Genomic DNA, 24,599 nt, shown 5'->3' with positions numbered 1-24,599 from the left:
CTTTCTTTAAACGCAAAAGGTTTCTATCGAGTAGTTATGAAGCAAGCGCTACAACTGAAAATCGGCCAGCAACTTACCATGACGCCGCAGCTACAGCAGGCGATTCGGTTGCTGCAGCTATCCACTCTGGACCTTCAACAGGAGATTCAGGAAGCGCTTGAGAACAACCCGATGCTGGATGTCAGCGAAGACGGCGAGACCGATAGTGGCTCCGGCAGCGAAGAGAAAAGTCAGCACGAAACCAGTAGCGAGACGCAGCCTGAGACCGAAGTTACCGCTGCCGTAGAGCAGGAACACACCGAAGATACCCAAGTTGCTGACGACAACTGGAATGATGACATCCCTGCCGAGCTGAGTACTGACAGCAGCTGGGATGACACTTTCCAAAGCACCGCTCCAGCGGGCTCCCGGGATGACGGCGAAGGCAGCTTTGAGTCCAACGACACTGCTGAAGAAACCCTGCAAGATCATCTGCACTGGCAGCTGAATCTGACTCCGATGAGCGACCAGGACCGCCTCATCGCCACCAGCCTGATCGACGGCATCGACCCGGACGGTTACCTCACCGTCGCGCTGGAAGAGATCCATGAACACCTGCGCCAGGAAGAGAGCTTGCAAGAGCTGGAACTGGACGAGATTGAAGCTGTACTGCGCCGTATCCAGCAATTTGATCCAGCGGGTGTTGGCGCGCGCGATCTGAGCGAATGCCTGGCAATCCAACTGGAACAGATGCCCGACGATACCGCCTGGAAAAAACAGGCACTGACCGTCGTACGCAACTACCTGAAGCTACTGGGTACCCATGACTACCGCCAGCTGATGCGCAAAGCACGCCTGAAAGAGCCACAATTGCAGCAGGTGATTTTGCTGATTCAACAGCTGAACCCTAAGCCGGGTGCATCCATCACCTCCAGTGCTGCGGAATACGTTATCCCAGATGTGATTGTGACCAAACAACGCGGTGTTTGGACGGTCAACCTTAATCCGGAAGTCTCACCGCGCCTGCGCATCAACTCCGGCTACGCCGACTTGGTTCGCCGCGCCGACAACAGCGCCGATAACAACTACCTGAAAAGCCACCTGCAGGAAGCACGCTGGTTCATCAAGAGCCTGCAGAGTCGCAACGAAACCCTGATGAAGGTGGCCAACGAGATCGTCAAACGCCAGGAAGGCTTCCTGGAACACGGTGAGGAAGGGATGAAGCCGATGGTACTGCACGACATCGCGGAAGCGGTTGAGATGCACGAATCCACTATCTCCCGCGTAACCACCCAGAAGTACATGCACACCCCAAGGGGTATCTTTGAGCTCAAGTACTTCTTCTCCAGCCACGTGAACACCAACGATGGCGGAGCGGCCTCCTCGACCGCGATACGCGCACTGATCAAGAAGCTGGTCGCCGCAGAGAATCCGGCTAAACCACTCAGCGACAACAAAATTGCACAGTTCCTGGACGAACAGGGATTCAAAGTCGCCAGACGCACCATTGCGAAATATCGGGAGGCGATGAACATTCCGCCTTCTAATGAGCGCAAGCGTCTGGTTTAATGGAAACGGAAACACAGGACGAATACAGTCACTGCCAATAGGAGAGACCTATGCAGATCAATATCACTGGTCATCATGTCGAACTGACTGAATCTATGAGCAATTACGTGCACTCCAAGTTCGAGAAGCTTGAGCGCCACTTCGACAACATCACCAACGTTCAAGTAACGCTCAGCGTCGACAAAAAACGTCAGATTGCGGAAGGTGATATGCACGTGGCAGGCGGTCAAATCTTCGCCACCCACGAACATGACGATATGTATGCGTCGATTGATGGCCTGATCGATAAACTGGATCGTCAGATCATCAAGCACAAAGAAAAAATGAAAAAACACAAATAAGTCTTACCCATTCAACACCACTTATGTTGATCCAACAGCTACTGACCCCCTCAAGAACCCTGTGCGGTCTTGAGGGTGGCAGCAAAAAACGTCTACTGGAACAAACCAGCCAACTGATCGCCGATCAGAACCCAGGCTTGGACGCTGATACCGTCTTTGCAGGCCTGCTTGGGCGCGAGCGCCTTGGCAGTACAGGAATCGGCGACGGTGTCGCCATTCCCCATTGCCGCCTGCAGGACTGTCCGACCGCGTTGGGGTATCTCATCACTCTCAGCGAGCCGATCGACTTTGATTCGATTGATGGGAAACCGGTTGATCTGATTTTCACCCTTGTCGTACCAGAAGAGGCTTGCGACGAACATTTGCAGACCCTGGCGTCAGCAGCCGAACTGTTCAGCCAGGAAACGGTACGCAGCGCGTTGCGTGATTCACAGAGTGATGCAGCCCTGTTTAACGTAATTTCCGATTTAGGCAAGTAACATAACAAACGCTTCACCACAAACAGGAGAGGGATATGAAGCTCGTTGTTATTAGCGGCCGCTCAGGATCCGGTAAAAGTACCGCCCTGCAGGCGCTGGAAGATATCGGTTTTTACTGCATCGACAACCTGCCCGCAACGTTACTACCATCGCTGGTCACCCAGATGACCAACGATCCTCAGCACCCGGAACAGATCGCCATCAGCATCGATGCCCGTAACCTGCTGAGCAACCTTAAGCAGCTACCCGGCATCCTTGAAGACCTGAAGCAGAAGCAGGAAGCCTCCTACGAGGTCCTGTTTCTCGATGCGTCTGAAGCCACCTTGCTGAAACGCTATAGCTCTACACGGCGTAAACACCCCCTCTCCGATGACAGCCGCGGCCTGCTCGAATCGATCCAGCTGGAGCAACAGCTGCTGGAACCGATCGCCAAGATGGCCGACCTACGGATCGATACCACTCGCCTAAACCTGTACGACCTGCGTGACTCGGTCAAACACCGTATTGCCGACCGCAGCGAGCAAACCCTGGCGGTTCAGTTCGAGTCGTTTGGTTTCAAGCACGGCGTACCCCTGGACGCCGACATCGTCTATGACGTGCGTGTGTTGCCCAATCCTTACTGGATTCCAGAGCTACGTCAGCACACCGGTCTGGAACAGCCGGTGATCGACTTTCTCTCCGAATCGGAGCAAGTCAAAGAGATGCAGGAGCACATCACTCAATACCTGGAGTGCTGGCTGCCCCGGTTCGCCGCGAACAACCGTAGCTACATTACGATTGCCATCGGCTGTACCGGCGGCCACCACCGCTCGGTATACCTGGCAACCCGTTTGGCTTCTCATTTCGAACAACTTATGGATAATGTTCATGTCCGCCATCGGGAACTGAAGTGACAGACCTGCGCCAATGATTGAAAAAAAGCTAGAGATCATCAACAAACTGGGCCTACACGCCCGCGCTGCCGCCAAGCTGACCGGCGTTACCAGCCGCTTTTCCAGCGACATCAAAATCGCCAAAGAGGGACGTCAGGTTGATGGTAAAAGCATCATGTCCGTGATGATGCTCGCCGCCAGCATTGGTACCGAGCTGGTTTTCTCAATTGAAGGCGAAGACGAAACGGATGCGATGCTGGCGATTGAAACGCTGGTTAACAACCGCTTCGACGAGGAGGAGTAATACTCCCCTCCCTTCCCCGTGCCACCCCCTTTTTAAATCCTACGCAAATTCCGTAGCTTAGATACGCCCAAGACGCATCTAATTGCAATCCGCACCTATTTGATGGGTTATTCCTGCGTTTACATTCCGCTATAATTGGGACGGGTTTTGCCCTCCACCCCTCAGTGACGAGATTCCGCGGTATGACTTCATCAGCGCAGAGAACACATTACGAAAAGCTATCCGATGCGCTGGACAGTGGTGAGTTTCAGCAGATCCGCTTTATCCTCAACCATAGCCTGCGCCCGGCCGAAGTTGCCCGCCTGGTGGAGAAATCACCACCTAAAGAACGACAGGTACTGTGGAACCTGATCAATCAGGATCTTGAAGGGGATGTGCTGCAGTACCTCGGGGACGACGTGCAGGCTGAAATCCTGAGCCGAATGGACGCATCAGAGGTCCTGGCAATCACAGAATCCCTGGACACCGACGATATGGTGGACGTGATCCAGCAGCTACCGGACACGGTAATGAAAGAGCTGCTGCGCATCATGGACAAGCAGAACCGCAAGCGCGTTGAGGATGCACTGTCCTATCCGGAGGATACTGCAGGCGGCCTGATGAATACCGATACGGTAACCATCCGTCCGGATGTATCGGTGGATACCGCACTGCGTTATATCCGCCGTCACAAAGAGATCCCGGAGATGACCGACAGCCTGATCGTTGTCAGCCGAAAGGACTCTTACATCGGCATCCTGCCACTGACCAAGCTGCTGGTATCGGACCCGAATATCACCGTACGTGAGATCATGGTGACCGATATCGAGCCTATTCCCGCGGATATGCCCGACAGCGAAGTGGCGGTACTGTTCGAACAGCACGACCTGGTCTCAGCTCCGGTTATAGACGAGGAAGGCCACCTGCTGGGCCGTATCACCATTGATGACGTGGTGGACGTAATCCGAGAAGACGCCGACCACTCTCTGATGAGTATGGCGGGTCTGGACGAGGACGAAGATACCTTCGCCCCGGTGATGAAAACCACACGCCGCCGAGCATTGTGGCTGGGTATTAACCTGATCACCGCCTTTGTAGCTTCGGCGGTTATCGGCCTGTTTGAAGAAACGATCGACAAAGTGGTTGCCCTTGCGGTTCTGATGCCGATTGTCGCCTCAATGGGCGGAATTGCTGGCTCCCAAACGCTGACACTGGTGATCCGTGGTCAGGCACTGGGCCACGTGGAACGCTCCAACGCCGGCTGGCTGCTCAACCGTGAGATGGTGGTGGGTGCCATGAACGGCGTTCTCTGGGCCTTAGTGGTTGCAGCTGTCGCTGTGGTCTGGTTCCAGGATATGACGATCGGCATGATCATCGCACTGGCGATTGTTATCAACCTTATTGCAGGCGCCATTGCGGGCACATTGCTGCCGCTGGGCCTGAAAGCAGTAGGCATCGATCCGGCACTGGCCGGCAGCGTCCTGCTAACAACAATTACCGATGTGGTCGGATTTTTTGCCTTCCTGGGCCTGGCCACCGTGTTTTATAGCTAATGGTTTTTCATGGTTAACGAAGAAGATTTTTCCAACGATTCTCACGACGACGATATCGAGTGGGTCAGCAAAACGCAGATGAAGCGCGAAATGCACGCGCTGCAGGATCTGGGTGAAAAACTGGCAACACTGACGGCGGATCAGCTGAAAACAGTGCCGATGTCCGACGCACTGCGTGCTGCCATTGAAGAGTGCAGCCGCATCAAACCACGTAGCAACGCTATGAAGCGTCATATGAACTATGTGGGCCGCCTGATGCGCTCGGAAGATGCAGAAGCGATCCAGACAGCTGTGGATCGTTTTGATGCAGGCAGTCAGGCCTATACCGCCATGTTCCATAAACTGGAACGCTGGCGCGACCGACTGATCGAAGGTGGCAATGACGAGCTGCAGGCGTACTTGAGCGAGAACCCTAGTGCCGACATTCAACACCTGCGCCAGCTTATCCGCAACGCCAAGAAAGAAACCGAGAAACAACAGCCACCGGCTTCTGCCCGTAAGCTGTTTAAGTACCTGCGCGAGCTGGCTGAAGCACAACTCGGCTAAAGACGTCAGATCGTCTCAGAATCCACTCCGATGCCGGTGCTGCAGCACCGGCATTTTTTTGCGCAGATCGGCCTGTGCATCAAGGTCAATCGTTGCCAATACAACACCTACACCCATCTCACAATCGGCAATAATCCGCCCCCAGGGATCCACCGCCATGGAGTGTCCCCAGGTCTTACGCGACGGACTGTGCTCCCCTCCCTGGTTTACGCCCAGCATGTACACCTGATTTTCGACCGCGCGGGCACGCAGCAGCACCTCCCAATGCGCCTCCCCGGTCACATAAGTAAACGCCGACGGCACAACGATCAACTCGGCACCGGCATCACGTAGCCGTTGATATTGTTCAGGAAAACGCAGGTCATAGCAGATGCTCAGACCCATTGCGCCGAGCGGGGTATCAACCACCACCAACTCACTGCCTGGCTCAACGCTATCCGACTCGCGATAACTGCCCTGCGCATCCGACACATCCACATCAAAGAGGTGTATTTTGTCGTACCGGGCACGAATATGGCCCAGTGCATCGATCACAAGGCACACTGAACGCACCCGGGGCGCAGCTACCTCCTCACCTTGCGGTGTCGTCGCCATCGGCAGGCTGCCGGCAACAATCCATAATCCCCTCTCTACAGCCTGACGACAGAGAAACTGCACTACATCGTCCAGCCCGGTTTCAGCCAACGATCGCAGATTTGCGGTATCCAGCAAGGCAAAGTTTTCGGGTAATACCGCCATCACAGCGCCTTGACTAGCCGCTTCAGCCAACAGCGTCTCTACCTGTTGCAGATTGTCGGCAACAGAGTCGGTCGAAACCATCTGCAGTAGTGCTACGGTGTTACCACTCTGACCCGCAACATCTGCCGAGCGAGACATCAGTTATCCCCCCGAAAGAGCGGATCTTCGTTTTGCCGCAGATCATCCGATTTGGCCTGCTGTTCCAGCGCCAGTTGCGGATCACTCCAGTCGCCGGAGAGGTGGTATTTGATGGTGGTGAACTTCTCCAGTTTGTCGCCAATCAGTTTATCGATCAGGAATACGGCACCGGCGACCTGAGGCTGCCCCAGCAATACACTCATCACCGGCAGGTTCTTGGTTACCGGCAGCACCACTTCCATATCCTTGTCGACGGTCTCGTTCACCAGATCCAATGACCCCGACAGGGTCATATTCGCCGAAGGGCCTTCCAGGCTAAACGGCTTACGGCTAATCGCGACCCCGTTCCTCAGGTCATAATCAGCACTGAGGCGGTCGAATGCCAAGCCTTCGGCGAACAGGTCAGAGAAGTCGAGGCGCAAACGTCGCCCAACGGTCTCCAGGTTCAGAATCCCTAATACTCGCAGGAACTGCCCGGACTCACCCGCCTGGATGATGCGACCGTTTTTTGCCAGCATCTCAACATGGCCGTTCAACTTATCCACACCAAACTCCCACGGCGTACCAAGCCAGATCATATTGGCATTGGCCTCCAGATATTTGGTTTCAATAAAGCGGTCGTAGCCCCAAGCACTGAACAGCGGGTTTAAGTCCTCGCCCTGGAATCGCATCAGCATCACGGAATGCTCGATACCGGCAGTTGCCCAACGCGCATCCCCGGCAACCTGTACACCAAAAAGATCCCCCTTCACATTCTGGAAGGTCGCCCCGGTAGCATCCGGCCGCATTTCCAACATCCAGGCGCCATACGGCTTATCGTTAACCGTCACTGACTTAACCGCAAGATCAATCAAAGGCAGTTCAGACGCGTTAAACCCTTTGTCCTCTGTGACGTCGCTTTCTGCCTTTTCGCCGCTGGTGTCAAACTGACCTTTTTGAATTTTCAGGTAATCCAGATTGAGGCTGGCAACACGCTTTTTATCATCAGGCAGAAACAACACTCCTTTGAGCATCGGGTTTTCCCCGCTGACCCGCCAACCATCCTTAACCTTACGGATCTCGCTGGATAGATTCTGCAGCACCAAGCCTCCGGAGGTCAGCTCACCAATCTGCATACGGATATCCTGCAGCGAGAAATCGTCAGCTATATCGGATGTCTCTTGTGCGGCAACGGCTTGCTGATCTGCCTGTACAAATCCTGCTTTCGTCAGGAAAGCACGCAGTTCAGCCACATCAAGTCGAGCCAACTGCCCTTCAATCCAAAGCCCTGGATTCACCGGCAATTTAGCTTCTTTGCCACCAATCACCACCCGTCCAGATTCAACCCGGTCTTTCGCCAGCTGGAACACCGCACGTAGATCACCGTTGTAGTTCAACCACAGTTTCTGCCGCTTGGGATCTCCCAAGGCATACATCATGTCGAAATGACGCTTCTGATCCGCCTCCTTCCCTAGTGGTGCGGGCGCCGCAATGCTCACGCCCTGCAGGTTAGAACGGATCTTCAGAAAGCTGCAGAACGGGTTGGCAGTGCACAGCTCGAGATCTGCCGTGTAATCGGTTATACCCTCAGCAACGGCCAGATACGGCTGATTCAGCCATTCCTCAATCTGACGCATGTTGGCCTTACCCTTAAGGGCTACTTTCGTCACCTGACCCGACTGCTCATCGGGTGCCGATTTAATCGTCGCACTCACAGGTTGGCCGAACAGGGTGCCGGCCAGCTTGTCACTCTGCAATCCCTTGGCCGTTGTGAAGCTCAGGCGCCCCGCCAGGTTCTCAAACGACAGGCGATCTTCCACCGAGACAAAACGTCCGTTCTTAAGACGCGTTGATGCGACCACTCTAGGTGAACGCGAGCGATCCAGAGCGATATCAACATCAATGGTGGTGTCCGCATGCGCCGACCATTCCCAACGCGGCAATTCCTCACCCACTTCAGAGCGGATTGGCGTATCCATCAGGGTGCGACGAATATCCCTGGCATCTCCAATCGCATTACCCAGGATCTGCAATCGGGTCGCGCCTGGTGCGCTGTAAACCCAGGCTTCCTTGACTGTGGAATCAAACAACTTACCTTTGGCTTCGGCCAGGAAGCCAAAATCGCGGTACAGGAAGTGCCCCTGCCCCGAGGTCACGCTTGGCCAATCCGGATCAAAACCAAACTTTAGGTCATCGACGTTCAGGAAGAGCTGAACCACAGGTTTCTGGTAATCAGGCAAACGTGAGCGGGTATTGGCATTCAACATAAAGCCACCGCTGCGCACGGTGCCGCCCTGGATTGCCCCCATCAACCACTTATGGGTTTTCAGGCCTACTTCTTTAGGCGGAATGTACTCTTTAAATGCGGTTCCTAAACTGTCGCGTACGCCAATCAGCAATGTCAGGTCGGTTTGCCCATCCTTGTCATAGGGCATACGGAAGAAGAAACGCCCCGAGGCAGTAACATCTTTGTTTTTTAGCTGCAGCAAACCAGAACCCACTTCAACGGCGGTATCGCTAAGCGACCAGTTCACATGACCACGGGCGAAGCTGTACTGCCACTCCGGCATCTTCAGGTCAGGGAATGACATCGCAAATCGGTTGTTATCCAGGTCGATTGAGCCACCCGAGATATCATGCCGCAGCCGCCCGGTAATATACCTGAGCCCCGGTGCTCCGCCCCAAGGCGACACGGAGACATTGATCAAATCCGCGTTGGCTACAAATGACTCCCACTCCGGTGTCTGCCAGCGGATCTGCAGGTTTTCGATGTACCCTTCCGGCTTCAGCATGGTGACGGCACGCTGCCCCATGCCAGGCAAAAACGGCTGCCCGTCCAGCCAGCTCATCAGCTTCTGCAGGTCGAGGGAATCCATCGTAAGGCTGTCTGGCATCACACCCAGGCCTTCGCCCCAGGTCGCAGCCAATAGCGGCAGTTGATAGGGTTTATCGTTGGCGATCAGCTCACCGCTCAACTGCCCCTGATACCCGCTCTTTGCCTGTTGTAATGTCAGGTTCAGATCCACATCCGCCAGTGTCTGCTCAGCCGCTTTGAGAGATGCGATCCCTGTATCCAGGTACAGGTAGTTCAATGCCCGACGCTGATAGGCACCCCACAGGCGCAGGTGAGCGTCCAGTGATTCCAATGGTTCAAGCTTGGCATGGGCCAACCAGGGATTGACCACATCCTGGGATATCTTAGGAAGATCAAAGTAAAAGTTCAGCGGTTGGCTACGCACGCTGCCCTCAACTTCCGCGGTAAAACGAAACGGGGCGCGCTGTTCACCGTTCACCATCGCACCATCGATCTTCAGCTGATGCATGGCGCCGGAAGAGCGCAGATTTGCAGAGAGAGAACCAACCTGAATCGCTGGCAAGCCACCCAGCTGTAGGTCGAGAGATGCATTATTTATGGAGATCCGCTCCTGACGCAGCAGCAACTTCAACAGCGCCGCGCCTTCGGCCTGTTCGGGATCAAACGGGCGTGAGGCGGGGTCATTCACCGCTTCCTGCGCGGGCGCTGGCAGGGCGGCTCGCACACGAATGTCGGGTTGTTCTAACTCCAGCTGGGTGAACACCAATTGCTGGTAGGCGAGTGAACGGGGCAGGTCCAACGCAATGACCGCCTTATCCACACGCACCGCGGTATCACCTTCGACATTGACGGCGTCCAGCTCCAGCACCGGATTCTGACCCCGCCAATAGGTGCGCATCTGCCCAAACGAAACCTCGGCTCCCACGATTTCAGAGAGACGCGTTTCAATGGTCTGCTGGTAGGCAGGCAGCTGGGGGTATGCTAGTCGAAGAACAACGACCAGCAATGCGGTCAGGCCCAGCAATGCCACTGCAACCCAGTAGCACAGCCAGAACAAACGTTTTGTATGGGCGATCATTGCCTACCTGCTATCGCAGCACTACGTCGTACTGCTCTGCGCTATACATGGTTTCCACCTGGAAGCGGATCGTCTTACCGATAAAGTCTTCCAGCTCGGCAACATGGTCAGACGCATCATCAACCATGTACTCCACCACATTCTGTGCCGCCAGCACCAGATAGGAATCGGTATCGTAGGCGCGGTGCTGACGCAGGATCTCACGGAAGATCTCGTAGCAAACCGTTTCCGCTGTTTTGATCGAGCCCCGGCCCTGGCACTGCTCACAGGTTTCACAGAGCACATGCTCCAGGCTTTCACGGGTGCGCTTGCGGGTCATTTCAACCAGGCCCAGATCGGATACACCGGTCACCTTGCATTTAGCATGATCTTTTTCCAGCACCCGTTCCAGAGTCCTCAGAACCTGACGCTGGTGATCCGGGTCTTCCATATCGATAAAGTCGATAATGATGATCCCGCCCAGGTTACGCAACCTCAATTGACGACCGATAGCCGTTGCGGCTTCCAGGTTCGTCTTAAAGATAGTCTCTTCCAGGTTACGGTGCCCGACAAACGCGCCGGTATTCACATCCACCGTGGTCATCGCTTCGGTCTGGTCGAAGATCAGGTAACCACCGGATTTCAGCTCTACCTTGCGACCCAGCGCCCGCTGTAGCTCCTCTTCCACGTTAAAGAGGTCGAAGATAGGGCGCTCACCCGGATAATATTCCAGCTTTTCGGCAATCTCAGGAACCAGCGACGCCACAAATTCCGTCGCTTTCTGATAGGTTTCCCGGGAGTCGATTCGGATACGCTCCAGCCCCGTATGCGCCATATCACGCAGGGTACGCATATTCAGCGGCAGATCTTCGTAGATTACCGACGGCGCCTTCGCTCCCTTCAGGTTGCGCTGGATCTTACCCCAGAGACGGCGCAGGAACTTGATATCCTCGCGCAACTCTTCCGCCGAAGCACCTTCGGCCACGGTACGCAGGATAAAGCCGCCCTTTTTCGACTTGTCGTTCTCTTCACCTTCGCTCAGCTCATCCAGCAGTTCATTGATGATGCTGCGCAGGCGATCGCGCTCCTCCACATCCTCGATACGCTGGGAGACACCGATATGATCGTTGCCCGGCATATACACCAGATAGCGGGAAGGAATAGACAGGTGGGTAGTCAGCCGTGCACCCTTGGTACCGATCGGGTCCTTGGTCACCTGAACCAGCAGGGATTGCCCTTCACGCAGCTGGTGCGCGATGGAGGCATTGCTTTTCTCTTCGGCGGTTGCGGTTTGTGGCAATACATCTTCCACATGGATAAACGCAGCACGCTCCAGGCCGATCTCGACAAATGCTGCCTGCATGCCAGGCAGTACACGCACAACCTTGCCTTGATAGATGTTACCAACGATTCCGCGACGACGGACTCGTTCGATGTAAACCTCCTGCGGCATACCGTTTTCGATTACGGCAACGCGGGTCTCCATCGGAGTAAAATTGATCAGAATCTCTTCGCCCATGTTTGCTCCTTGGCGCAGATGCAACTTATTCCGGTTGCCAGATCGGGATTCCCGCCTGTGTTAGCATCTCGGCCGTTTCGGCCAGCGGCAATCCAACCACAGAGGAGTAACTGCCCTCAATGCGGTCGACAAATACAGCACCCAGCCCCTGAATACCGTAGGCGCCCGCTTTGTCACGCGGCTCGCCACTCTGCCAGTACGCCCGACAGGTTTCAGGGCTTAACTCTTTAAAGTGTACAACAGTGGTAACAACACATACCTGTGTTTCCTGTGCCGTTGCCAGTGCAACGCCGGTCATCACCTCATGGTTACTGCCCGACAGGGACATCAACATGCGTTCGGCATCGTCCGCATCCACCGGTTTGCCAAGAATCTCGCCGGACATCACCACCGAGGTATCGGATCCCAGGACCGCTGCCGCATTACTGCGCGCCAGTCCTGCTTCCGCTTTTTCCTTGGCCAATCGCGCGACATAAGTCTCGGGATCTTCTCCAGGATGAACCTCTTCACAGATATCCACCGGCATCACGCTGAACCGAACACCGATCTGCTGCAGCAGTTCACGACGCCGGGGCGACGCAGAGGCTAGCACCAGTGTGGCCTTGTTTTTAGCACAAGAGTCTTTATGAGTGTCAGGAGACATAAAAAGTTCGCCTTACCCGGCGTAAAAAGAGGAATATAAATGGCCAGAAGACCGCACTGACCAGAGACGGCAGCAAAAACAGCAGACTGTCACCGGTAAATCCAACCACCATCTGCACCCAATGCAGAATCAGCTGGTGAATACCGACGATCACCATCACCAATAACGATTGCTGCCAGATCGGAAATACACGCATCCGGCGATAAAGAATCGACGCAAAGTAGGCCACAATCGCCAGCGCCAGGGCATTGGCGCCCAGCACGCTACCGCGGATCACATCCAGCACAATACCGGCCACAAAACCTGACCCCACACCCACTGAATGGGGCAACGCCATCACCCAGTAGATCAGGATCATCGCCACCCACTCCGGGCGCGCCCAACCGACAAAGTCCGGTAGCGGCATCTGACTCAGTACGATGCCACACAGGAAGGTGGCGAAGATGATCAGGCCACCGCCCTGTTTTTGCGAACTCACTCGCCACTCTCCGTAACAATCGGCTCAGCAGCTGCGTCCAGCTCGGTAGGTTCAGCGATTGGCTCCGGTCGATCCACCAGCAGCAGGTGGCGGCTCTTATCAAGACGTGCAGATGGTTTCGCACGCACTTTAGAGAACGCCTGCCCCGGATCGTGAACTACCTCGGTCACAACCGCCACCGGATAACCGCGTGGGAAACGCCCTCCTAAACCGGACGTTATCAGCAGGTCACCCACCTGAATATCCGTGGTGTCGGATACATGCTGCAGCTCCAGCTCATCGGGTTCACCTTTACCCAGCGCAATGGCGCGGAAGCCGGTGCGGTTCAGCTCTACTGGAATCGCATGGCGGGTATCGGTAATCAACATCACCCGGCTGGTGTAGTGAGACATCTCCACCACCTGCCCCATCACGCCACCAGCATCCAACACAGGTTGGCCCAGATAGATACCGTCTTCGCTGCCCTGGTCGATAACCACCTGGTGCTGAAAAGGATCAGGGTTCACACCGATCAGCTCAACCAGGGTGACTTCATCCGAAATCCGCTGACGACCGTTCAACAGTGCACGCAGGCGTTTGTTTTCTTCGGTCAGGCTCGCGAGCTGCTGGCCTTTCTGTTCCAGCAACAATGCATCGGCCTTGAGACGGGCATTCTCCTTCATCAGCAGACCACGATCCACCACCACGTCGGAGACCTCGTCGGCAACCTCCGCGGGCAGATCCACCAGCCACTGCACCGGTGTCAGGATCAATGCGATATAGGCACGCCCCTGCCGCATGCCGTTCCAGGTTACATCGGCGGCAATCAGGATAAAGGACAGCAGCAGGACAATCATGAAGAAGCGGGAGGACCCGCTTCGAAAGATAGGATTAATGGGACACCTCCCAACTCCGTTGTTCGGTTACAAGGTGTCCACAGAGTGTAGCATCAGCACAACGCACGGATTAGTCGTGAGTAACCAGTTCTACCGCGTGCTTGTCCAGCATCTCCAGCGCCTTGCCGCCGCCACGTGCCACACAGGTCAGCGGGTCTTCAGCCACCACAACCGGCAGCCCGGTCTCCTCGCTGATTAGACGATCCAGGTTACGCAGCAGCGCACCACCACCGGTCAGCACAATACCGCGCTCGGCAATATCGGATGCCAGTTCCGGCGGACACTGTTCCAGCGCACTCTTCACAGACTGCACGATGGAAGACAGCGGTTCCTGCAGGGATTCCAGAATTTCGTTGCTGTTCAGGGTAAAGCTACGTGGAATACCTTCAGCCAGGTTGCGGCCACGTACGTCAATCTCGCGGATTTCACTCGCCGGATACGCGGTACCGATCTCCTGCTTGATGCGCTCTGCGGTGGATTCACCGATCAAGCTGCCGTAGTTGCGGCGCACGTAGGTAACGATGGATTCGTCAAAGCGGTCACCGCCGACACGCACAGAATCGGCATACACGATACCGTTCAGGGAGATCACTGCGATCTCAGTGGTACCACCACCGATATCCACGACCATGGAACCTGCCGCTTCTTCGACCGGCAGGCCAGCGCCAATCGCAGCAGCCATTGGCTCATCAATCAGGTACACCTCACGGGCACCGGCACCCATCGCGGATTCTTTGATCGCACGACGTTCTACCTGAGTGGATTTGCACGGTACACACACCAGCACACGCGGGCTTGGTGTCAGGAAACTGTTATCGTGAACTTTGCTGATGAAGTACTGCAGCATCTTCTCAGTCACGTGGAAGTCGGCAATTACGCCGTCTTTCATTGGGCGGATCGCAGTGATGTTACCTGGCGTACGACCCAGCATGCGCTTCGCGTCAGCACCTACCGCGGCTACCGATTTTTGGTTACCCGCTTCGCGAATCGCAACAACAGAAGGCTCATCTAGTACTATGTCCTTATCACGAACGTAAATCAGGGTGTTTGCGGTGCCCAAGTCGATGGACAGGTCGCTGGAAAAAAGGCCACGAATTTTCTTGAGCATGGAATTCTTTATCCTGGGAATCTAAAGGACGGAATGAGCACTATTTTCAGACCGCTAACTCTAACAATCGGGTGCCCTTTCAGCAACATTCAAAGCATCTCATATGCGGACTAAACCTGAATCAAGTGCCCGTTTCACAATGATTTTTGACCAATCCTAAAAAACTGTCGCCAGATCACCGACAAAGTCGGCTGATTGCGACACTAAGGTTCAGACGCCCCACCATCCCAACCGCTTTCTCTCATGGCTTACAGCACAGGAATCACGCCTGCGCAGCCTTCATGTAAATCGACCGATGTGGTAACGTTACCGCCTTATATCTTTTCGTCGAAACGACTTCCAACCCAGCGAGAAGCAACTATGGCTCTAGACCGCTCTGATGTGGAAAAAATTGCCCATCTGGCACGCCTGCAGATTGATGAGCAGGACATCCCGGAATACACCAAAAACCTGTCTAGCATTCTGGATCTGGTCGACCAGATGCAGGCTGTGGATACCAGCGACGTTGAGCCGATGGCTAATGCTCTGGATGCCGTCCAGCGCCTGCGCGCAGACGTGGTTACCGAAGAGAACAACCGCGACAAGCTGCAGTCCGTCGCGCCTGCGGTAGAAAACGGTCTGTTCCAGGTTCCTAAAGTAATCGAATAAGTGATCGATTAAGCGTTACCGCTTCACGACAGCGAACCTCTTCTTGCACCTTATCGGAATATCGAAGGACTCAGATTCTCATGTTTGACAAAACGCTAGCCGAACTGGCCCAGGGGCTGGAAAACGGCGATTTCAGCAGTGTCGAGCTGACGCAAGCCTACCTTGACCGCATCGCAGCGGAAGATGGCAAATACAACAGCTTCATCACAGTGACCGGCGAACAGGCACTGGAACAGGCAAAAGCCGCAGACGAAGCCCGCGCCGCAGGTAATGCAGGCGCCTTCACCGGCCTGCCGATCGCACACAAAGATATCTTCTGCACCGAAGGCGTACGTACCAGTTGCGCATCTAAGATGCTGGACAATTTTGTTTCGCCGTACAACGCCACCGTGGTGAACAAATTCAACGCGGCTGGTGCGGTGATGCTGGGTAAAACCAACATGGACGAGTTCGCGATGGGCTCCTCCAACGAATCCAGCTTCTACGGCCCGTCCAAGAACCCTTGGGACACCGACCGCGTACCGGGCGGCTCCTCCGGCGGTTCTGCAGCAGCAGTCGCGGCACAGCTGGCACCGGCAGCTACCGGCACCGACACCGGCGGTTCTATCCGCCAGCCTGCAGCCCTGTGCGGCATCACCGGCCTGAAACCAACCTATGGCCGCGTTTCCCGTTTCGGCATGATCGCGTTCGCCTCCTCCCTGGACCAGGGCGGCCCGATGACGCGCACCGCTGAAGACGCGGCAATGATGCTGAATGTAATGGCCGGTTTCGACCTGAACGACTCCACCTGCATGCAGAAGGACGTACCGGATTACACCGCCGATCTGAGCAAGCCACTGGCTGGCCTGAAGATCGGTCTGCCAAAAGAGTTCTTCCCGGACGACCTGAACCCAGCCGTTGCCCAACAGGTACAGGCCGCGATCAAGGAATACGAAGCACTGGGTGCTACAGTTAAAGAGGTCAGCCTGCCAAACACCGCACTGGCGATCCCTGCGTACTACATCATCGCGCCATCTGAAGCGTCTTCTAACCTGTCCCGTTTTGACGGTGTACGCTACGGCTACCGTTGTGAAAACCCGGTTGATCTGGAAGACCTGTACAAGCGCTCCCGTGGCGAAGGTTTCGGCCCTGAGGTGAAACGCCGCATCATGGTGGGTGCATACGCCCTGTCCGAAGGTTTCTACGACGCCTACTACAAGAAGGCACAGCAGATCCGCCGTCTGATCAAGCAGGATTACGCCAACGCACTGAACGAAGTGGACGTGATCATGGGTCCAACCACCCCACACCCTGCATTCAAACTGGGCGAGAAAACCTCCGATCCGGTTGCGATGTACATGGAAGATATCTTCACCATCTCCCTGAACCTCGCTGGCATGCCTGGCATTTCCATCCCTTGCGGCATGACCGAAGGCCTGCCGGTTGGCCTGCAGATCATCGGCAACTACTTCGCCGAAGAGAAACTGCTGAACGTTGCGCACCAGTTCCAGGTAGCAACCGACTGGCACAAGAAAACACCACAAGGCATCTGAGAGGTTAACGACTAATGGAATGGGAAGCGGTAATCGGGCTTGAGATCCACGCCCAGCTCGCCACAAACTCCAAAATCTTTTCCGGTGCCAGCACAGCGTTTGGTGCCGAACCCAACACCCAGGCATGCGCGGTAGACCTGGCATTGCCAGGCACCCTGCCGGTATTTAACGAAGAAGCACTGCGTATGGCAGTGAAGTTCGGTCTGGCTATCGATGCCAACATCGGTCGCACATCTGTATTTGACCGTAAGAACTACTTCTACCCGGATCTGCCAAAAGGCTATCAGACCAGCCAGCTGTTCTTCCCAATCGTGGGTGAAGGTCACGTAGACATTACGCTGGAAGACGGTACCACCAAGCGTGTTGGCGTTACCCGTGCCCACCTGGAAGAAGATGCGGGCAAATCCCTGCACGACGAATTCCCGGGCATGACCGGTATCGACCTGAACCGTGCTGGCACCCCGCTACTGGAGATCGTATCCGAGCCGGATATGCGCTCTGCAGAAGAAGCAGTGGCTTACGTACGTAAGATTCACTCCATCGTTACCAGCCTGGGCATCTGTGACGGCAACATGGCGGAAGGCTCCTTCCGTTGTGACTGTAACGTCTCCGTACGCCTAAAGGGTGAAGAGGAATTCGGTACCCGCACCGAAACCAAGAACATCAATTCCTTCCGTTTCATTGAGAAGGCGATCAAGGGCGAGATCGAACGCCAGATCGATCTGATCGAAGATGGCGGCCGCGTGGTACAGGAAACCCGCCTGTACGATGCAAACAAAAACGAAACCCGTTCTATGCGCTCCAAAGAGGAAGCCAACGACTACCGTTACTTCCCATGCCCGGACTTGCTGCCGATCGTGATCGATGAAGACTACATCGACGTGATTCGCGACAACCTGCCGGAACTGCCGGACGCGCGCAAAGCACGCTTCATCGAAGAGTACAAACTGAGCGATTACGACGCGATGGTACTGTCCGGTGATCACCACATGGCCACCTACTTCGAGACTGTTACCAAAGCGGCTAACGACGCGAAGCTGGCAGCCAACTGGGTGATGGGTGAACTGTCTAAGCACCTGAACCAGAACGACACCAGTATTGCGGATAGTCCGGTTTCCGCAGACCAGCTGGGTGGCCTGCTGGTTCGCATCAAGGACAACACTATCTCCGGCAACATCGCCAAGAAAGTGTTCGAAGCGATGTGGAGCGAAGGCGGCAGCGCTGACGAAATCATCGAAGCTAAAGGCCTGAAGCAGGTAACTGACACCGGCGCGATTGAGAAGATCGTCGACGAAGTAATCGCTAACTGCACCAAACAGGTTGAGCAGTACACCTCTGCTGAACCAGAGAAGCGCGGCAAGATGATCGGCTTCTTTATGGGCCAGGTTATGAAAGCAACCGGCGGCAAGGCCAACCCGGGCGCTGTCACCGGCATCCTGAAGAAAAAACTGGATGCACTCTGCGACTAAACCAGAGGCACAAAACAGAAAACCGCAGCTCTGGCTGCGGTTTTTTTTGCGTGTTATTCAGGCAACCCTCTTTCCAGTCTCCCGAACACCACACTCGTGCAGTAAACTGTCAGGACATGCCACACACTGTCGATGACCTGAACACAATGCCCAACCCAAACAATCTTTCCCTCTCCATTTCCCTCGTACCGGAGTGCGAGCTGTTTCGCCTCAACAGATTCTACAAGCGCAATGGGCACAAAGGTAAGGTAGACACGGGTGATACCGCGTTCTGGCTACAAGATGAAAAGGAGATCCTCGCCGCAGTTCGCTTCACAGCAGACGGTGACATTTTGCTATTACGCGGCTTATGGGTTCACAAGGAGAGACGCGGAGAAGGCCTGGGCAGCATGCTTTTGACCGGGTGCCGCCACTACTGGGGAAAGCACACCTGCTTTTGCTACCCCTACAATCATCTGGAAGCATTTTACGCAAAACACGGGTTTGCACACCCCGATGAGCAAGCACCCGAACATCTAATCCGGAAACTGCAAAGTTATCAACAGCGTGGTGAACAGGTCATACTGATGCGGCATCAACTGCCTTGCGACTGCCGGATGTAAAAGCGCGCTTTCTCAACGTTGTCGATGCACTGGCTGTAGTTCTCCACCTGCTCCAGCACTTTGGCTGAGCCGAGCAAACTCGCCGCCTTACTCCAGGCCACCGAACCGCTAAAGCCCTGACTACGTGCGAAACTCAGTTCATCGTACGCCGTGGCTATTCCGTTTTTACAGGCCAGATCAGCACGCCCCTGCTGCGGCTGTCCCGCACAACCCACCAAAATCAAAGACGCCGCCAGACCAGCCGCCCCCAACACTTTTACAGATAGCTTCATATTTTTCCTCCAGCCCTGCCCCAGCCAATCGGCGGATACAAAACTCAACATCCTAAAGTTCGTAGCTATGGCAGCGATTTCGACAACTAGTTCCCTGACGATAGCGCGCAATTCCCACCAGATCTGCCCATATAGACACAACCTGCCTACCCAAAAGCGAATATCGACCACCTGCTACAACCAAGGTGTGAAGATCCTAACCCCCCCCTGCTTTTCTCTGCCTGAAGAGACGGTATGATGATAAGAAACGAATATTCAGGAATCGCAGTAAACCATGTCACTCCCCCTGTTCTGTTATGGCACCCTGATGGTGCCAGAAATCATGCAACGCGTTACCGGCCGTTCTATCGCTCCTGGTCAAAACGCCAGCCTGCATAACTATGGTTGCTACAAGGTGCGGAGTGAGACATTTCCCGGTGTACGCCCAACGGAAGATGAAGTGACTCAGGGACTGCTTTACCCCAACCTCACCACCCAGGACATTGCCCAACTGGACCGGTATGAGGGATACCTCTATCAACGTAAACAAGTCACCGTCAAAGCGGACGGCGAACATCTGCAGGCCTGGTGCTATCTGATTAAACCGGAATTTTTTTCAGAGCTTATGCCTGAGCACTGGTGCTACCAACACTTTCTGGACGTACATCTGAGCAGCTTCACCCGCTGTTAAACCCAGACTCAAGACACAAAAAAGCCCGAGCGCAAAAACACTCGGGCTTTCTTATATGAGACGATTCTATGGAGATGCGCTCAGGCACTAACCGCCAGCTGGAACATATCTTTATCGTAGCCCGCCTTCATCTGCGTATTCTGAATCAGACCTTCGGCACAGCTTTTACAGCGACCACAGCAGGTCCCCACGTTCAGCGCTTCACCCAGCCCTTCAACAGTTGATACACCTTCATCGATCGCTTTCATAATGTCACGATCAGTGACAGCGTTGCAGATACATACGTACATAGTCAGCCCCTGATTAAGAGATGACCAAATATTACTATCTAATGAGAACAGTTTGCAATATCAATTGCATTAATTATTCTCATACAACACAATCTGCTGTTGAATCACATAGAAATTTCCCCGCACAAAGGGACTGTCCTATACTGATTTCCTTACCGGATAAAAACGAAATACAGCGGAGTGCTAACAATGAAAGGTGATCCGAAAGTACTCAGACACCTCAACCTGGTTCTGAAAAATGAGCTGACCGCCATCAACCAGTATTTCCTGCATGCAAGGATGTGTAAAAACTGGGGCTTTGAAGAGCTCAACGAACATGAATACAAGGCATCGATCAAAGCCATGAAAGTGGCCGACGACCTGATCGAACGCATCCTGTTCCTGGAAGGCCTGCCAAACCTACAGGATCTGGGCAAGCTGATTCTCGGCGAAGACGTTGAGGAGATCTTCAAAGGCGACCTTCAGCTAGACACCGAAGCACGTACCGATTTGGTCGCAGCCATTGCGGACGCTGAAGCTCTGCAGGATTACATTAGCCGCGAGCTGCTGGAAAAACTGCTAGAAGTTAAAGAAGAACGCATCGATTGGCTGGAAACCCAAATCAGCCTGATCGGCAACGTTGGCCTGCCAAACTACCTGCAGTCCTCCATGGACGACTAAAACTCGTTGAGGAGTATATAAATGAAAGGCAACACCAAGATTATCGGCATCCTGAACAAGCTGCTCACCAACGAAATGTCAGCGGCAGACCAGTACTTTATTCACTCCCGCATGTACGAAGACTGGGGCCTGAAAAAGCTGCACGAGCGTATCTCCCACGAGCAGGAAGAGGAGCTGGAACACGCTTCCGCCCTGATCGAGCGCATCCTGTTTCTGGAAGGCACACCGGACGTGGCATCCCGCGACCCACTCAAAGTGGGCAAAGATGTCCCAGAGATGCTGAAGAACGACCTGCAGGTAGAATACGAAGTGGGTCAGGCGCTGAAGGATGCAATCGCAGTCTGCGAGCAGGAAAAAGACTACCAGACCCGTGAGATCCTGGAAGTACTGTTGCGCGACACCGAAGAAGACCACACCTACTGGTTGGAACAGCAACTGGGCCTGATCGATAAGATCGGTATCCAGAACTACCTGCAGTCTCAGATGGGATAATCACACCCCATCCCGGGCTGCACTGCACTCGCGGTGCAGCCTCCCACACCCGCCCCTTACAAAACACTCCACAATCTGAAGCCTAATTTGGGAAACGACAAATTGCAGGCACAAAAAAACCAGCATTAAGCTGGTTTCTTAGCGCTAGCTGGTAGCAAATACTAGCATCTTTCTCTTTATTGGTAGCGGGAGCCAGACTTTGATCGGGGCCGCCTAGGCTGACGGCCAACAAGCCTCTTTCAAGGCCAACCTTCAGACACAAAAAAACCAGCTCAAGGCTGGTTTCTTGTCGCTAGCTGGTAGCAAGTACTAGCATCTTTTTCTTTATTGGTAGCGGGGGCCAGATTTGAACTGACGACCTTCGGGTTATGAGCCCGACGAGCTACCAGGCTGCTCCACCCCGCATCAACGTGGGGCGTATACTATAGCTCTGTTACAGCTTTGACAACCTTTTGTTTTAAAAAAATAAAAATTAATTGCTGCACCGCGCAAAAAACGTACAGCAAGCCCGATCATCCTACCCTGAACTGGCATTTCCACACCGATTTGATAACGTCCGCTATTCCTTGGACAACGTGGGAGGAGATCAAGTGCAGTCAGGATCAGCGCGATGTTACATCGGTCTACCGCAGTGGAATCATCCGGATTGGGATGACGGCCCGTTGGCAGGTAGCAGCCAGCTTTCCCCCTTAGCCCGATACAGCCGTTACTTTTCATCGGTAGAAGGCAATACCACGTTTTACGGCTTGCCCAGCACCGATGCCATCAGCCGCTGGTTAAATGAAGCACATACGCCGTTTCAGTTCTGCTTCAAGTTTCCACAAACCATAAGCCACCAAGCACAACTCAAGCACTGCGATAAAGAGCTGACCGAACTTTTCAACTGTATGGAGAAGTTTGAAGACCGGCTGGGACTACTCTGCCTGCAACTGCCGGAGGGTTTTGGTGTAGACAACCTCGACCTGCTCAATCAGTTTTTCCAGGATTTGCCCAACGGTTTTAACTACGCCATTGAGGTACGGAATATCGGTTTTTTCCGCAAAGACGAACAGGAGCGCAACTTTAATCGCCTGCTGATGGAGCGCGATATAAACCGGGTCACCTTTGACACCCGTCCCCTGTTTAATCATCCACAGAATGATCCGGTGACTCGCGAAGCATTATCCGCAAAACCCAATATGCCCGTTCACGTTCTGGCGACCGGTCACCGGCCGATGGTGCGCTTTATTACTGCGCTGGATTGGCAAAGCAGCGCGGATTATTTGAATCCCTGGATCAATAAAGCCGTGCAATGGCTCGACGAGGGCCGCTCGCCATTTATCTTCCTGCACACTCCCGATAACACACGCTCACCGGAGGTCGCACGTCTTTTTGCGTCTAAACTGGAAGAGCAACGTCCGGGTCAGGTCTGCTTCAGCGACTGGCCCGACCTTCAGCAACAACAGAGTGCCCTATTCTGATGCGATTTTTATATGTAATGGATCCGATGTGCAGTTGGTGCTGGGCCTTTGCACCGGTGATTGATCAGCTGAGCAACACCTATTCCGACATTCCTTTTGATACGGTGATGGGTGGCCTCGCCCCCGACTCTGACGCTCCGATGCCGCAAGATCTGCAACAGATGATCAGTACCACCTGGCGCCGAATCGAGCAACAAACCGGCACCCGCTTTAACCACGAGTTCTGGCAAAACTGCGCACCACGACGCAGTACCTACCCTGCCTGCCGTGCGGTAATCTCAGCAGAGCAGCAGCAAGCCGGCAGCAGCAAAGCAATGATTCGCGCCATTCAGCACGCCTATTATCTGCAGGCACAAAATCCATCCGATGCCGACACGCTGATTCAGCTGGCGGAAGATTTAGGACTGGATCGCACAACCTTCACCGACCAGTTGTATTCGGAAGAGACAGAACAGCTGCTGCAACAGCACCTTCGCCTGGCAGCGGAGATTGGCGCCAACGGATTTCCCAGCCTGTACCTGGCAACAAATGACGACAAACTCATGCCGATCAGTTTGGGATATTCAGACTGGACTCATGTTCAGAGGAATCTGGAACGATATTTACAGCAGGAAAAATAAGACGGGGAATTTAGAAGAAAGTAAAGCGGGGATAAGGATCTATCCCCGCGAGAAGTTATCAGGCACGTACGACAGAAACATCCTCAGCCTGTAAACCTTTGTCGCTTTCGCGCACGCTAAACAGCACTTTCTGGCCTTCAGACAGAGAGCGATGTCCACGACCACGGATATTGCGGAAGTGAACAAATACATCGTCTCCATTATCACGGGTGATAAAACCAAACCCCTTGGAAACGTTAAACCATTTAACCGTGCCCATCTCACGACCATCGTCCTTGTCAGACAGGTCAGTTTCTTCTGCACCGGACTGCATTTTCGCAGGCGCAGCTGCTGGACTTTCCCCCATAGATGAAAGCAGAGTACTCGCCAATACAACAACAAACACAACCAACAGAACAGGAACACTCATTGGTACTTCTACACCACCGACGGCACCCAGTAAAACGGGCAACAGAACGGCAGCTAAAGCACTAATCACAATACCACGGATAAGCTTATTACCACTCATTTAGCTATCTCTTAACTCGTCTTTATTTGTTTTTAATGAAACAATGCTATTAAACAGCATCAACCTCACACATATAATCAATTTAGTTACTTTATTCAACAGCTTAAGTAACAAATACTGAATAAAAATTGACCTAATTAGGTTAAACGCCAAACATTAACCCGTTTTAGAGGTTTTCAGTGTCACACGAAGAACGCATTACCGAGCTGGAAAGCCGTGTCGCTTTTCAGGAAGATGCATTGGATAAAATGAGCGACGAAATGGCCCATCAGGAGAAGCAGATCGAGATGCTCACCCAGATGGTAAAGATTCTGAACCGCAACCTTGAATCGCTGCGCGGCGATCCGCTAAGCTCATCGGAAGACGAACCACCGCCACCACACTACTGATGCCGGAGTACGGGA

The 24,599-nt window shown here is 54.1% G+C and carries 27 protein-coding genes and 1 tRNA gene; 17 read left to right on the top strand and 11 right to left on the bottom strand.

Annotated elements, in window-relative coordinates:
* Positions 1-36: 36 nt before the first annotated feature.
* The 7 genes from ACEQ15_RS14360 (at position 37) to yjgA (ending at position 5,622) form a co-directional block, all read left to right on the top strand.
* The gene (locus ACEQ15_RS14360; RefSeq protein WP_370279898.1) at positions 37-1,548 is read left to right on the top strand and encodes an RNA polymerase factor sigma-54; all 1,512 of its coding nucleotides are present in this window, start codon (positions 37-39) and stop codon (positions 1,546-1,548) included.
* 50 nt (positions 1,549-1,598) lie between these two features.
* Positions 1,599-1,889 carry a ribosome hibernation-promoting factor, HPF/YfiA family gene (hpf, locus tag ACEQ15_RS14355; RefSeq protein WP_282350513.1) on the top strand — a complete coding sequence of 97 codons (291 nt, stop codon included), beginning with the start codon at positions 1,599-1,601 and terminating at the stop codon, positions 1,887-1,889.
* 23 nt (positions 1,890-1,912) lie between these two features.
* Positions 1,913-2,368, top strand: coding sequence for a PTS IIA-like nitrogen regulatory protein PtsN (gene ptsN, locus ACEQ15_RS14350; protein ID WP_370279897.1), 456 nt, complete (start codon positions 1,913-1,915; stop codon positions 2,366-2,368).
* A 35-nt stretch (positions 2,369-2,403) separates the two neighbouring features.
* On the top strand, positions 2,404-3,261 hold the full coding sequence (rapZ, locus tag ACEQ15_RS14345; protein WP_370279896.1) for an RNase adapter RapZ: 858 nt from the start codon (positions 2,404-2,406) through the stop codon (positions 3,259-3,261).
* A gap of 13 nt (positions 3,262-3,274) precedes the next feature.
* Positions 3,275-3,544: an HPr family phosphocarrier protein gene (locus tag ACEQ15_RS14340; protein ID WP_370279895.1), complete on the top strand. Its 270-nt coding sequence runs from the start codon at positions 3,275-3,277 to the stop codon at positions 3,542-3,544.
* A 182-nt stretch (positions 3,545-3,726) separates the two neighbouring features.
* A complete protein-coding gene (gene mgtE, locus ACEQ15_RS14335) occupies positions 3,727-5,076 on the top strand; it encodes a magnesium transporter (protein ID WP_370279894.1) in 1,350 nt (449 codons plus the stop codon).
* 9 nt (positions 5,077-5,085) lie between these two features.
* Positions 5,086-5,622 (top strand): ribosome biogenesis factor YjgA, encoded by a 537-nt coding sequence (gene yjgA, locus ACEQ15_RS14330; protein ID WP_370279893.1) that lies wholly within the window; start codon positions 5,086-5,088, stop codon positions 5,620-5,622.
* A 15-nt stretch (positions 5,623-5,637) separates the two neighbouring features.
* On the opposite strand, the gene ACEQ15_RS14325 is transcribed toward yjgA, so the two are convergent.
* The 7 genes from ACEQ15_RS14325 to ACEQ15_RS14295 all read right to left on the bottom strand — a co-directional run bounded on the left by ACEQ15_RS14325 (position 5,638) and on the right by ACEQ15_RS14295 (position 14,972).
* Positions 5,638-6,498 (bottom strand): carbon-nitrogen hydrolase family protein, encoded by an 861-nt coding sequence (locus ACEQ15_RS14325; RefSeq protein WP_370279892.1) that lies wholly within the window; start codon positions 6,496-6,498, stop codon positions 5,638-5,640.
* Positions 6,498-10,370, bottom strand: a complete 3,873-nt coding sequence (locus tag ACEQ15_RS14320; protein WP_370279891.1) for a YhdP family protein — start codon at positions 10,368-10,370, stop codon at positions 6,498-6,500. The genes ACEQ15_RS14325 and ACEQ15_RS14320 overlap by 1 nt, the downstream gene beginning before the upstream one ends.
* Positions 10,371-10,380: 10 nt before the next feature.
* Positions 10,381-11,868: a ribonuclease G gene (rng, locus tag ACEQ15_RS14315; RefSeq protein ID WP_370279890.1), complete on the bottom strand. Its 1,488-nt coding sequence runs from the start codon at positions 11,866-11,868 to the stop codon at positions 10,381-10,383.
* 25 nt (positions 11,869-11,893) lie between these two features.
* The gene (locus ACEQ15_RS14310; RefSeq protein ID WP_370279889.1) at positions 11,894-12,511 is read right to left on the bottom strand and encodes a nucleoside triphosphate pyrophosphatase; all 618 of its coding nucleotides are present in this window, start codon (positions 12,509-12,511) and stop codon (positions 11,894-11,896) included.
* Positions 12,501-12,989 carry a rod shape-determining protein MreD gene (gene mreD, locus ACEQ15_RS14305; protein WP_370279888.1) on the bottom strand — a complete coding sequence of 163 codons (489 nt, stop codon included), beginning with the start codon at positions 12,987-12,989 and terminating at the stop codon, positions 12,501-12,503. Before mreD ends, ACEQ15_RS14310 begins: the two co-directional genes overlap by 11 nt.
* Positions 12,986-13,825 (bottom strand): rod shape-determining protein MreC, encoded by an 840-nt coding sequence (gene mreC / locus ACEQ15_RS14300; RefSeq protein WP_370279887.1) that lies wholly within the window; start codon positions 13,823-13,825, stop codon positions 12,986-12,988. The genes mreD and mreC overlap by 4 nt, the downstream gene beginning before the upstream one ends.
* A 109-nt stretch (positions 13,826-13,934) precedes the next feature.
* On the bottom strand, positions 13,935-14,972 hold the full coding sequence (locus ACEQ15_RS14295; protein WP_370279886.1) for a rod shape-determining protein: 1,038 nt from the start codon (positions 14,970-14,972) through the stop codon (positions 13,935-13,937).
* A 360-nt stretch (positions 14,973-15,332) separates the two neighbouring features.
* On the opposite strand from ACEQ15_RS14295, the gene gatC reads away from it, so the two are divergent.
* The 4 genes from gatC (at position 15,333) to ACEQ15_RS14275 (ending at position 19,223) form a co-directional block, all read left to right on the top strand.
* Complete coding sequence (gene gatC / locus ACEQ15_RS14290) at positions 15,333-15,620, top strand: Asp-tRNA(Asn)/Glu-tRNA(Gln) amidotransferase subunit GatC (protein WP_370279885.1); 288 nt, start codon at positions 15,333-15,335, stop codon at positions 15,618-15,620.
* Positions 15,621-15,700: 80 nt separating this feature from the next.
* A complete protein-coding gene (gene gatA, locus ACEQ15_RS14285) occupies positions 15,701-17,152 on the top strand; it encodes an Asp-tRNA(Asn)/Glu-tRNA(Gln) amidotransferase subunit GatA (protein ID WP_370279884.1) in 1,452 nt (483 codons plus the stop codon).
* A 14-nt stretch (positions 17,153-17,166) separates the two neighbouring features.
* Positions 17,167-18,621: an Asp-tRNA(Asn)/Glu-tRNA(Gln) amidotransferase subunit GatB gene (gatB, locus tag ACEQ15_RS14280; protein ID WP_370279883.1), complete on the top strand. Its 1,455-nt coding sequence runs from the start codon at positions 17,167-17,169 to the stop codon at positions 18,619-18,621.
* 146 nt (positions 18,622-18,767) lie between these two features.
* Positions 18,768-19,223: a GNAT family N-acetyltransferase gene (locus tag ACEQ15_RS14275; RefSeq protein WP_370279882.1), complete on the top strand. Its 456-nt coding sequence runs from the start codon at positions 18,768-18,770 to the stop codon at positions 19,221-19,223.
* Here ACEQ15_RS14275 and ACEQ15_RS14270 read toward each other — a convergent pair.
* A complete protein-coding gene (locus ACEQ15_RS14270) occupies positions 19,196-19,495 on the bottom strand; it encodes a hypothetical protein (RefSeq protein ID WP_370279881.1) in 300 nt (99 codons plus the stop codon). The genes ACEQ15_RS14275 and ACEQ15_RS14270 overlap by 28 nt on opposite strands.
* Positions 19,496-19,769: 274 nt before the next feature.
* Here ACEQ15_RS14270 and ACEQ15_RS14265 point away from each other — a divergent pair, with 274 nt between their 5' ends.
* Complete coding sequence (locus tag ACEQ15_RS14265; RefSeq protein ID WP_370279880.1) at positions 19,770-20,165, top strand: gamma-glutamylcyclotransferase family protein; 396 nt, start codon at positions 19,770-19,772, stop codon at positions 20,163-20,165.
* A gap of 80 nt (positions 20,166-20,245) precedes the next feature.
* On the opposite strand, the gene ACEQ15_RS14260 is transcribed toward ACEQ15_RS14265, so the two are convergent.
* On the bottom strand, positions 20,246-20,455 hold the full coding sequence (locus ACEQ15_RS14260) for a bacterioferritin-associated ferredoxin (protein ID WP_370279879.1): 210 nt from the start codon (positions 20,453-20,455) through the stop codon (positions 20,246-20,248).
* Between the two features lie 189 nt (positions 20,456-20,644).
* On the opposite strand from ACEQ15_RS14260, the gene bfr (ACEQ15_RS14255) reads away from it, so the two are divergent.
* Together bfr (ACEQ15_RS14255) and bfr (ACEQ15_RS14250) are read left to right on the top strand one after the other, a co-directional pair.
* Positions 20,645-21,115, top strand: coding sequence for a bacterioferritin (gene bfr / locus ACEQ15_RS14255; RefSeq protein WP_282350493.1), 471 nt, complete (start codon positions 20,645-20,647; stop codon positions 21,113-21,115).
* A 21-nt stretch (positions 21,116-21,136) separates the two neighbouring features.
* A complete protein-coding gene (gene bfr, locus ACEQ15_RS14250; RefSeq protein WP_370279878.1) occupies positions 21,137-21,607 on the top strand; it encodes a bacterioferritin in 471 nt (156 codons plus the stop codon).
* Positions 21,608-21,935: 328 nt separating this feature from the next.
* Here bfr (ACEQ15_RS14250) and ACEQ15_RS14245 read toward each other — a convergent pair.
* A tRNA-Met gene (locus ACEQ15_RS14245) sits at positions 21,936-22,012 on the bottom strand.
* A 185-nt stretch (positions 22,013-22,197) separates the two neighbouring features.
* Between ACEQ15_RS14245 and ACEQ15_RS14240 the strand changes: the two genes are divergently transcribed.
* Positions 22,198-23,067, top strand: a complete 870-nt coding sequence (locus ACEQ15_RS14240) for a DUF72 domain-containing protein (RefSeq protein ID WP_370279877.1) — start codon at positions 22,198-22,200, stop codon at positions 23,065-23,067.
* Positions 23,067-23,687: a DsbA family protein gene (locus ACEQ15_RS14235; protein ID WP_370279876.1), complete on the top strand. Its 621-nt coding sequence runs from the start codon at positions 23,067-23,069 to the stop codon at positions 23,685-23,687. The genes ACEQ15_RS14240 and ACEQ15_RS14235 overlap by 1 nt, the downstream gene beginning before the upstream one ends.
* Before the next feature lie 58 nt (positions 23,688-23,745).
* Here ACEQ15_RS14235 and ACEQ15_RS14230 read toward each other — a convergent pair whose 3' ends face one another.
* The gene (locus tag ACEQ15_RS14230) at positions 23,746-24,195 is read right to left on the bottom strand and encodes a cold-shock protein (RefSeq protein WP_370279875.1); all 450 of its coding nucleotides are present in this window, start codon (positions 24,193-24,195) and stop codon (positions 23,746-23,748) included.
* Positions 24,196-24,374: 179 nt separating this feature from the next.
* Here ACEQ15_RS14230 and ACEQ15_RS14225 point away from each other — a divergent pair, with 179 nt between their 5' ends.
* Complete coding sequence (locus tag ACEQ15_RS14225) at positions 24,375-24,584, top strand: SlyX family protein (protein ID WP_370279874.1); 210 nt, start codon at positions 24,375-24,377, stop codon at positions 24,582-24,584.
* Positions 24,585-24,599 lie beyond the last annotated feature (15 nt).

Origin of the sequence: Pontibacterium sp. (assembly GCF_964228735.1) — a bacterium.
Classification (GTDB): Bacteria; Pseudomonadota; Gammaproteobacteria; order Pseudomonadales; family Balneatricaceae; genus Pontibacterium.
Note: the sequence above shows the minus strand (reverse complement) of the source record. Positions and strands in the feature narration are given on the sequence as shown.

Coding starts and splice junctions, on each gene's coding strand:
- gatC (WP_370279885.1), top strand. CDS start 15,333: ATGGCTCTAGACCGCTCTGATGTGGAAAAAATTGCCCATCTGGCACGC.
- ACEQ15_RS14360 (WP_370279898.1), top strand. CDS start 37: ATGAAGCAAGCGCTACAACTGAAAATCGGCCAGCAACTTACCATGACG.
- mreC (WP_370279887.1), bottom strand. CDS start 13,825: ATGATTGTCCTGCTGCTGTCCTTTATCCTGATTGCCGCCGATGTAACC.
- rapZ (WP_370279896.1), top strand. CDS start 2,404: ATGAAGCTCGTTGTTATTAGCGGCCGCTCAGGATCCGGTAAAAGTACC.
- yjgA (WP_370279893.1), top strand. CDS start 5,086: ATGGTTAACGAAGAAGATTTTTCCAACGATTCTCACGACGACGATATC.
- gatA (WP_370279884.1), top strand. CDS start 15,701: ATGTTTGACAAAACGCTAGCCGAACTGGCCCAGGGGCTGGAAAACGGC.
- bfr (WP_370279878.1), top strand. CDS start 21,137: ATGAAAGGCAACACCAAGATTATCGGCATCCTGAACAAGCTGCTCACC.
- ACEQ15_RS14320 (WP_370279891.1), bottom strand. CDS start 10,370: ATGATCGCCCATACAAAACGTTTGTTCTGGCTGTGCTACTGGGTTGCA.
- ptsN (WP_370279897.1), top strand. CDS start 1,913: ATGTTGATCCAACAGCTACTGACCCCCTCAAGAACCCTGTGCGGTCTT.
- ACEQ15_RS14230 (WP_370279875.1), bottom strand. CDS start 24,195: ATGAGTGGTAATAAGCTTATCCGTGGTATTGTGATTAGTGCTTTAGCT.
- mgtE (WP_370279894.1), top strand. CDS start 3,727: ATGACTTCATCAGCGCAGAGAACACATTACGAAAAGCTATCCGATGCG.
- ACEQ15_RS14295 (WP_370279886.1), bottom strand. CDS start 14,972: ATGCTCAAGAAAATTCGTGGCCTTTTTTCCAGCGACCTGTCCATCGAC.
- ACEQ15_RS14265 (WP_370279880.1), top strand. CDS start 19,770: ATGTCACTCCCCCTGTTCTGTTATGGCACCCTGATGGTGCCAGAAATC.
- ACEQ15_RS14235 (WP_370279876.1), top strand. CDS start 23,067: ATGCGATTTTTATATGTAATGGATCCGATGTGCAGTTGGTGCTGGGCC.
- ACEQ15_RS14325 (WP_370279892.1), bottom strand. CDS start 6,498: ATGTCTCGCTCGGCAGATGTTGCGGGTCAGAGTGGTAACACCGTAGCA.
- gatB (WP_370279883.1), top strand. CDS start 17,167: ATGGAATGGGAAGCGGTAATCGGGCTTGAGATCCACGCCCAGCTCGCC.
- ACEQ15_RS14275 (WP_370279882.1), top strand. CDS start 18,768: ATGCCCAACCCAAACAATCTTTCCCTCTCCATTTCCCTCGTACCGGAG.
- ACEQ15_RS14310 (WP_370279889.1), bottom strand. CDS start 12,511: ATGTCTCCTGACACTCATAAAGACTCTTGTGCTAAAAACAAGGCCACA.
- bfr (WP_282350493.1), top strand. CDS start 20,645: ATGAAAGGTGATCCGAAAGTACTCAGACACCTCAACCTGGTTCTGAAA.
- ACEQ15_RS14260 (WP_370279879.1), bottom strand. CDS start 20,455: ATGTACGTATGTATCTGCAACGCTGTCACTGATCGTGACATTATGAAA.
- rng (WP_370279890.1), bottom strand. CDS start 11,868: ATGGGCGAAGAGATTCTGATCAATTTTACTCCGATGGAGACCCGCGTT.
- hpf (WP_282350513.1), top strand. CDS start 1,599: ATGCAGATCAATATCACTGGTCATCATGTCGAACTGACTGAATCTATG.
- ACEQ15_RS14340 (WP_370279895.1), top strand. CDS start 3,275: ATGATTGAAAAAAAGCTAGAGATCATCAACAAACTGGGCCTACACGCC.
- ACEQ15_RS14270 (WP_370279881.1), bottom strand. CDS start 19,495: ATGAAGCTATCTGTAAAAGTGTTGGGGGCGGCTGGTCTGGCGGCGTCT.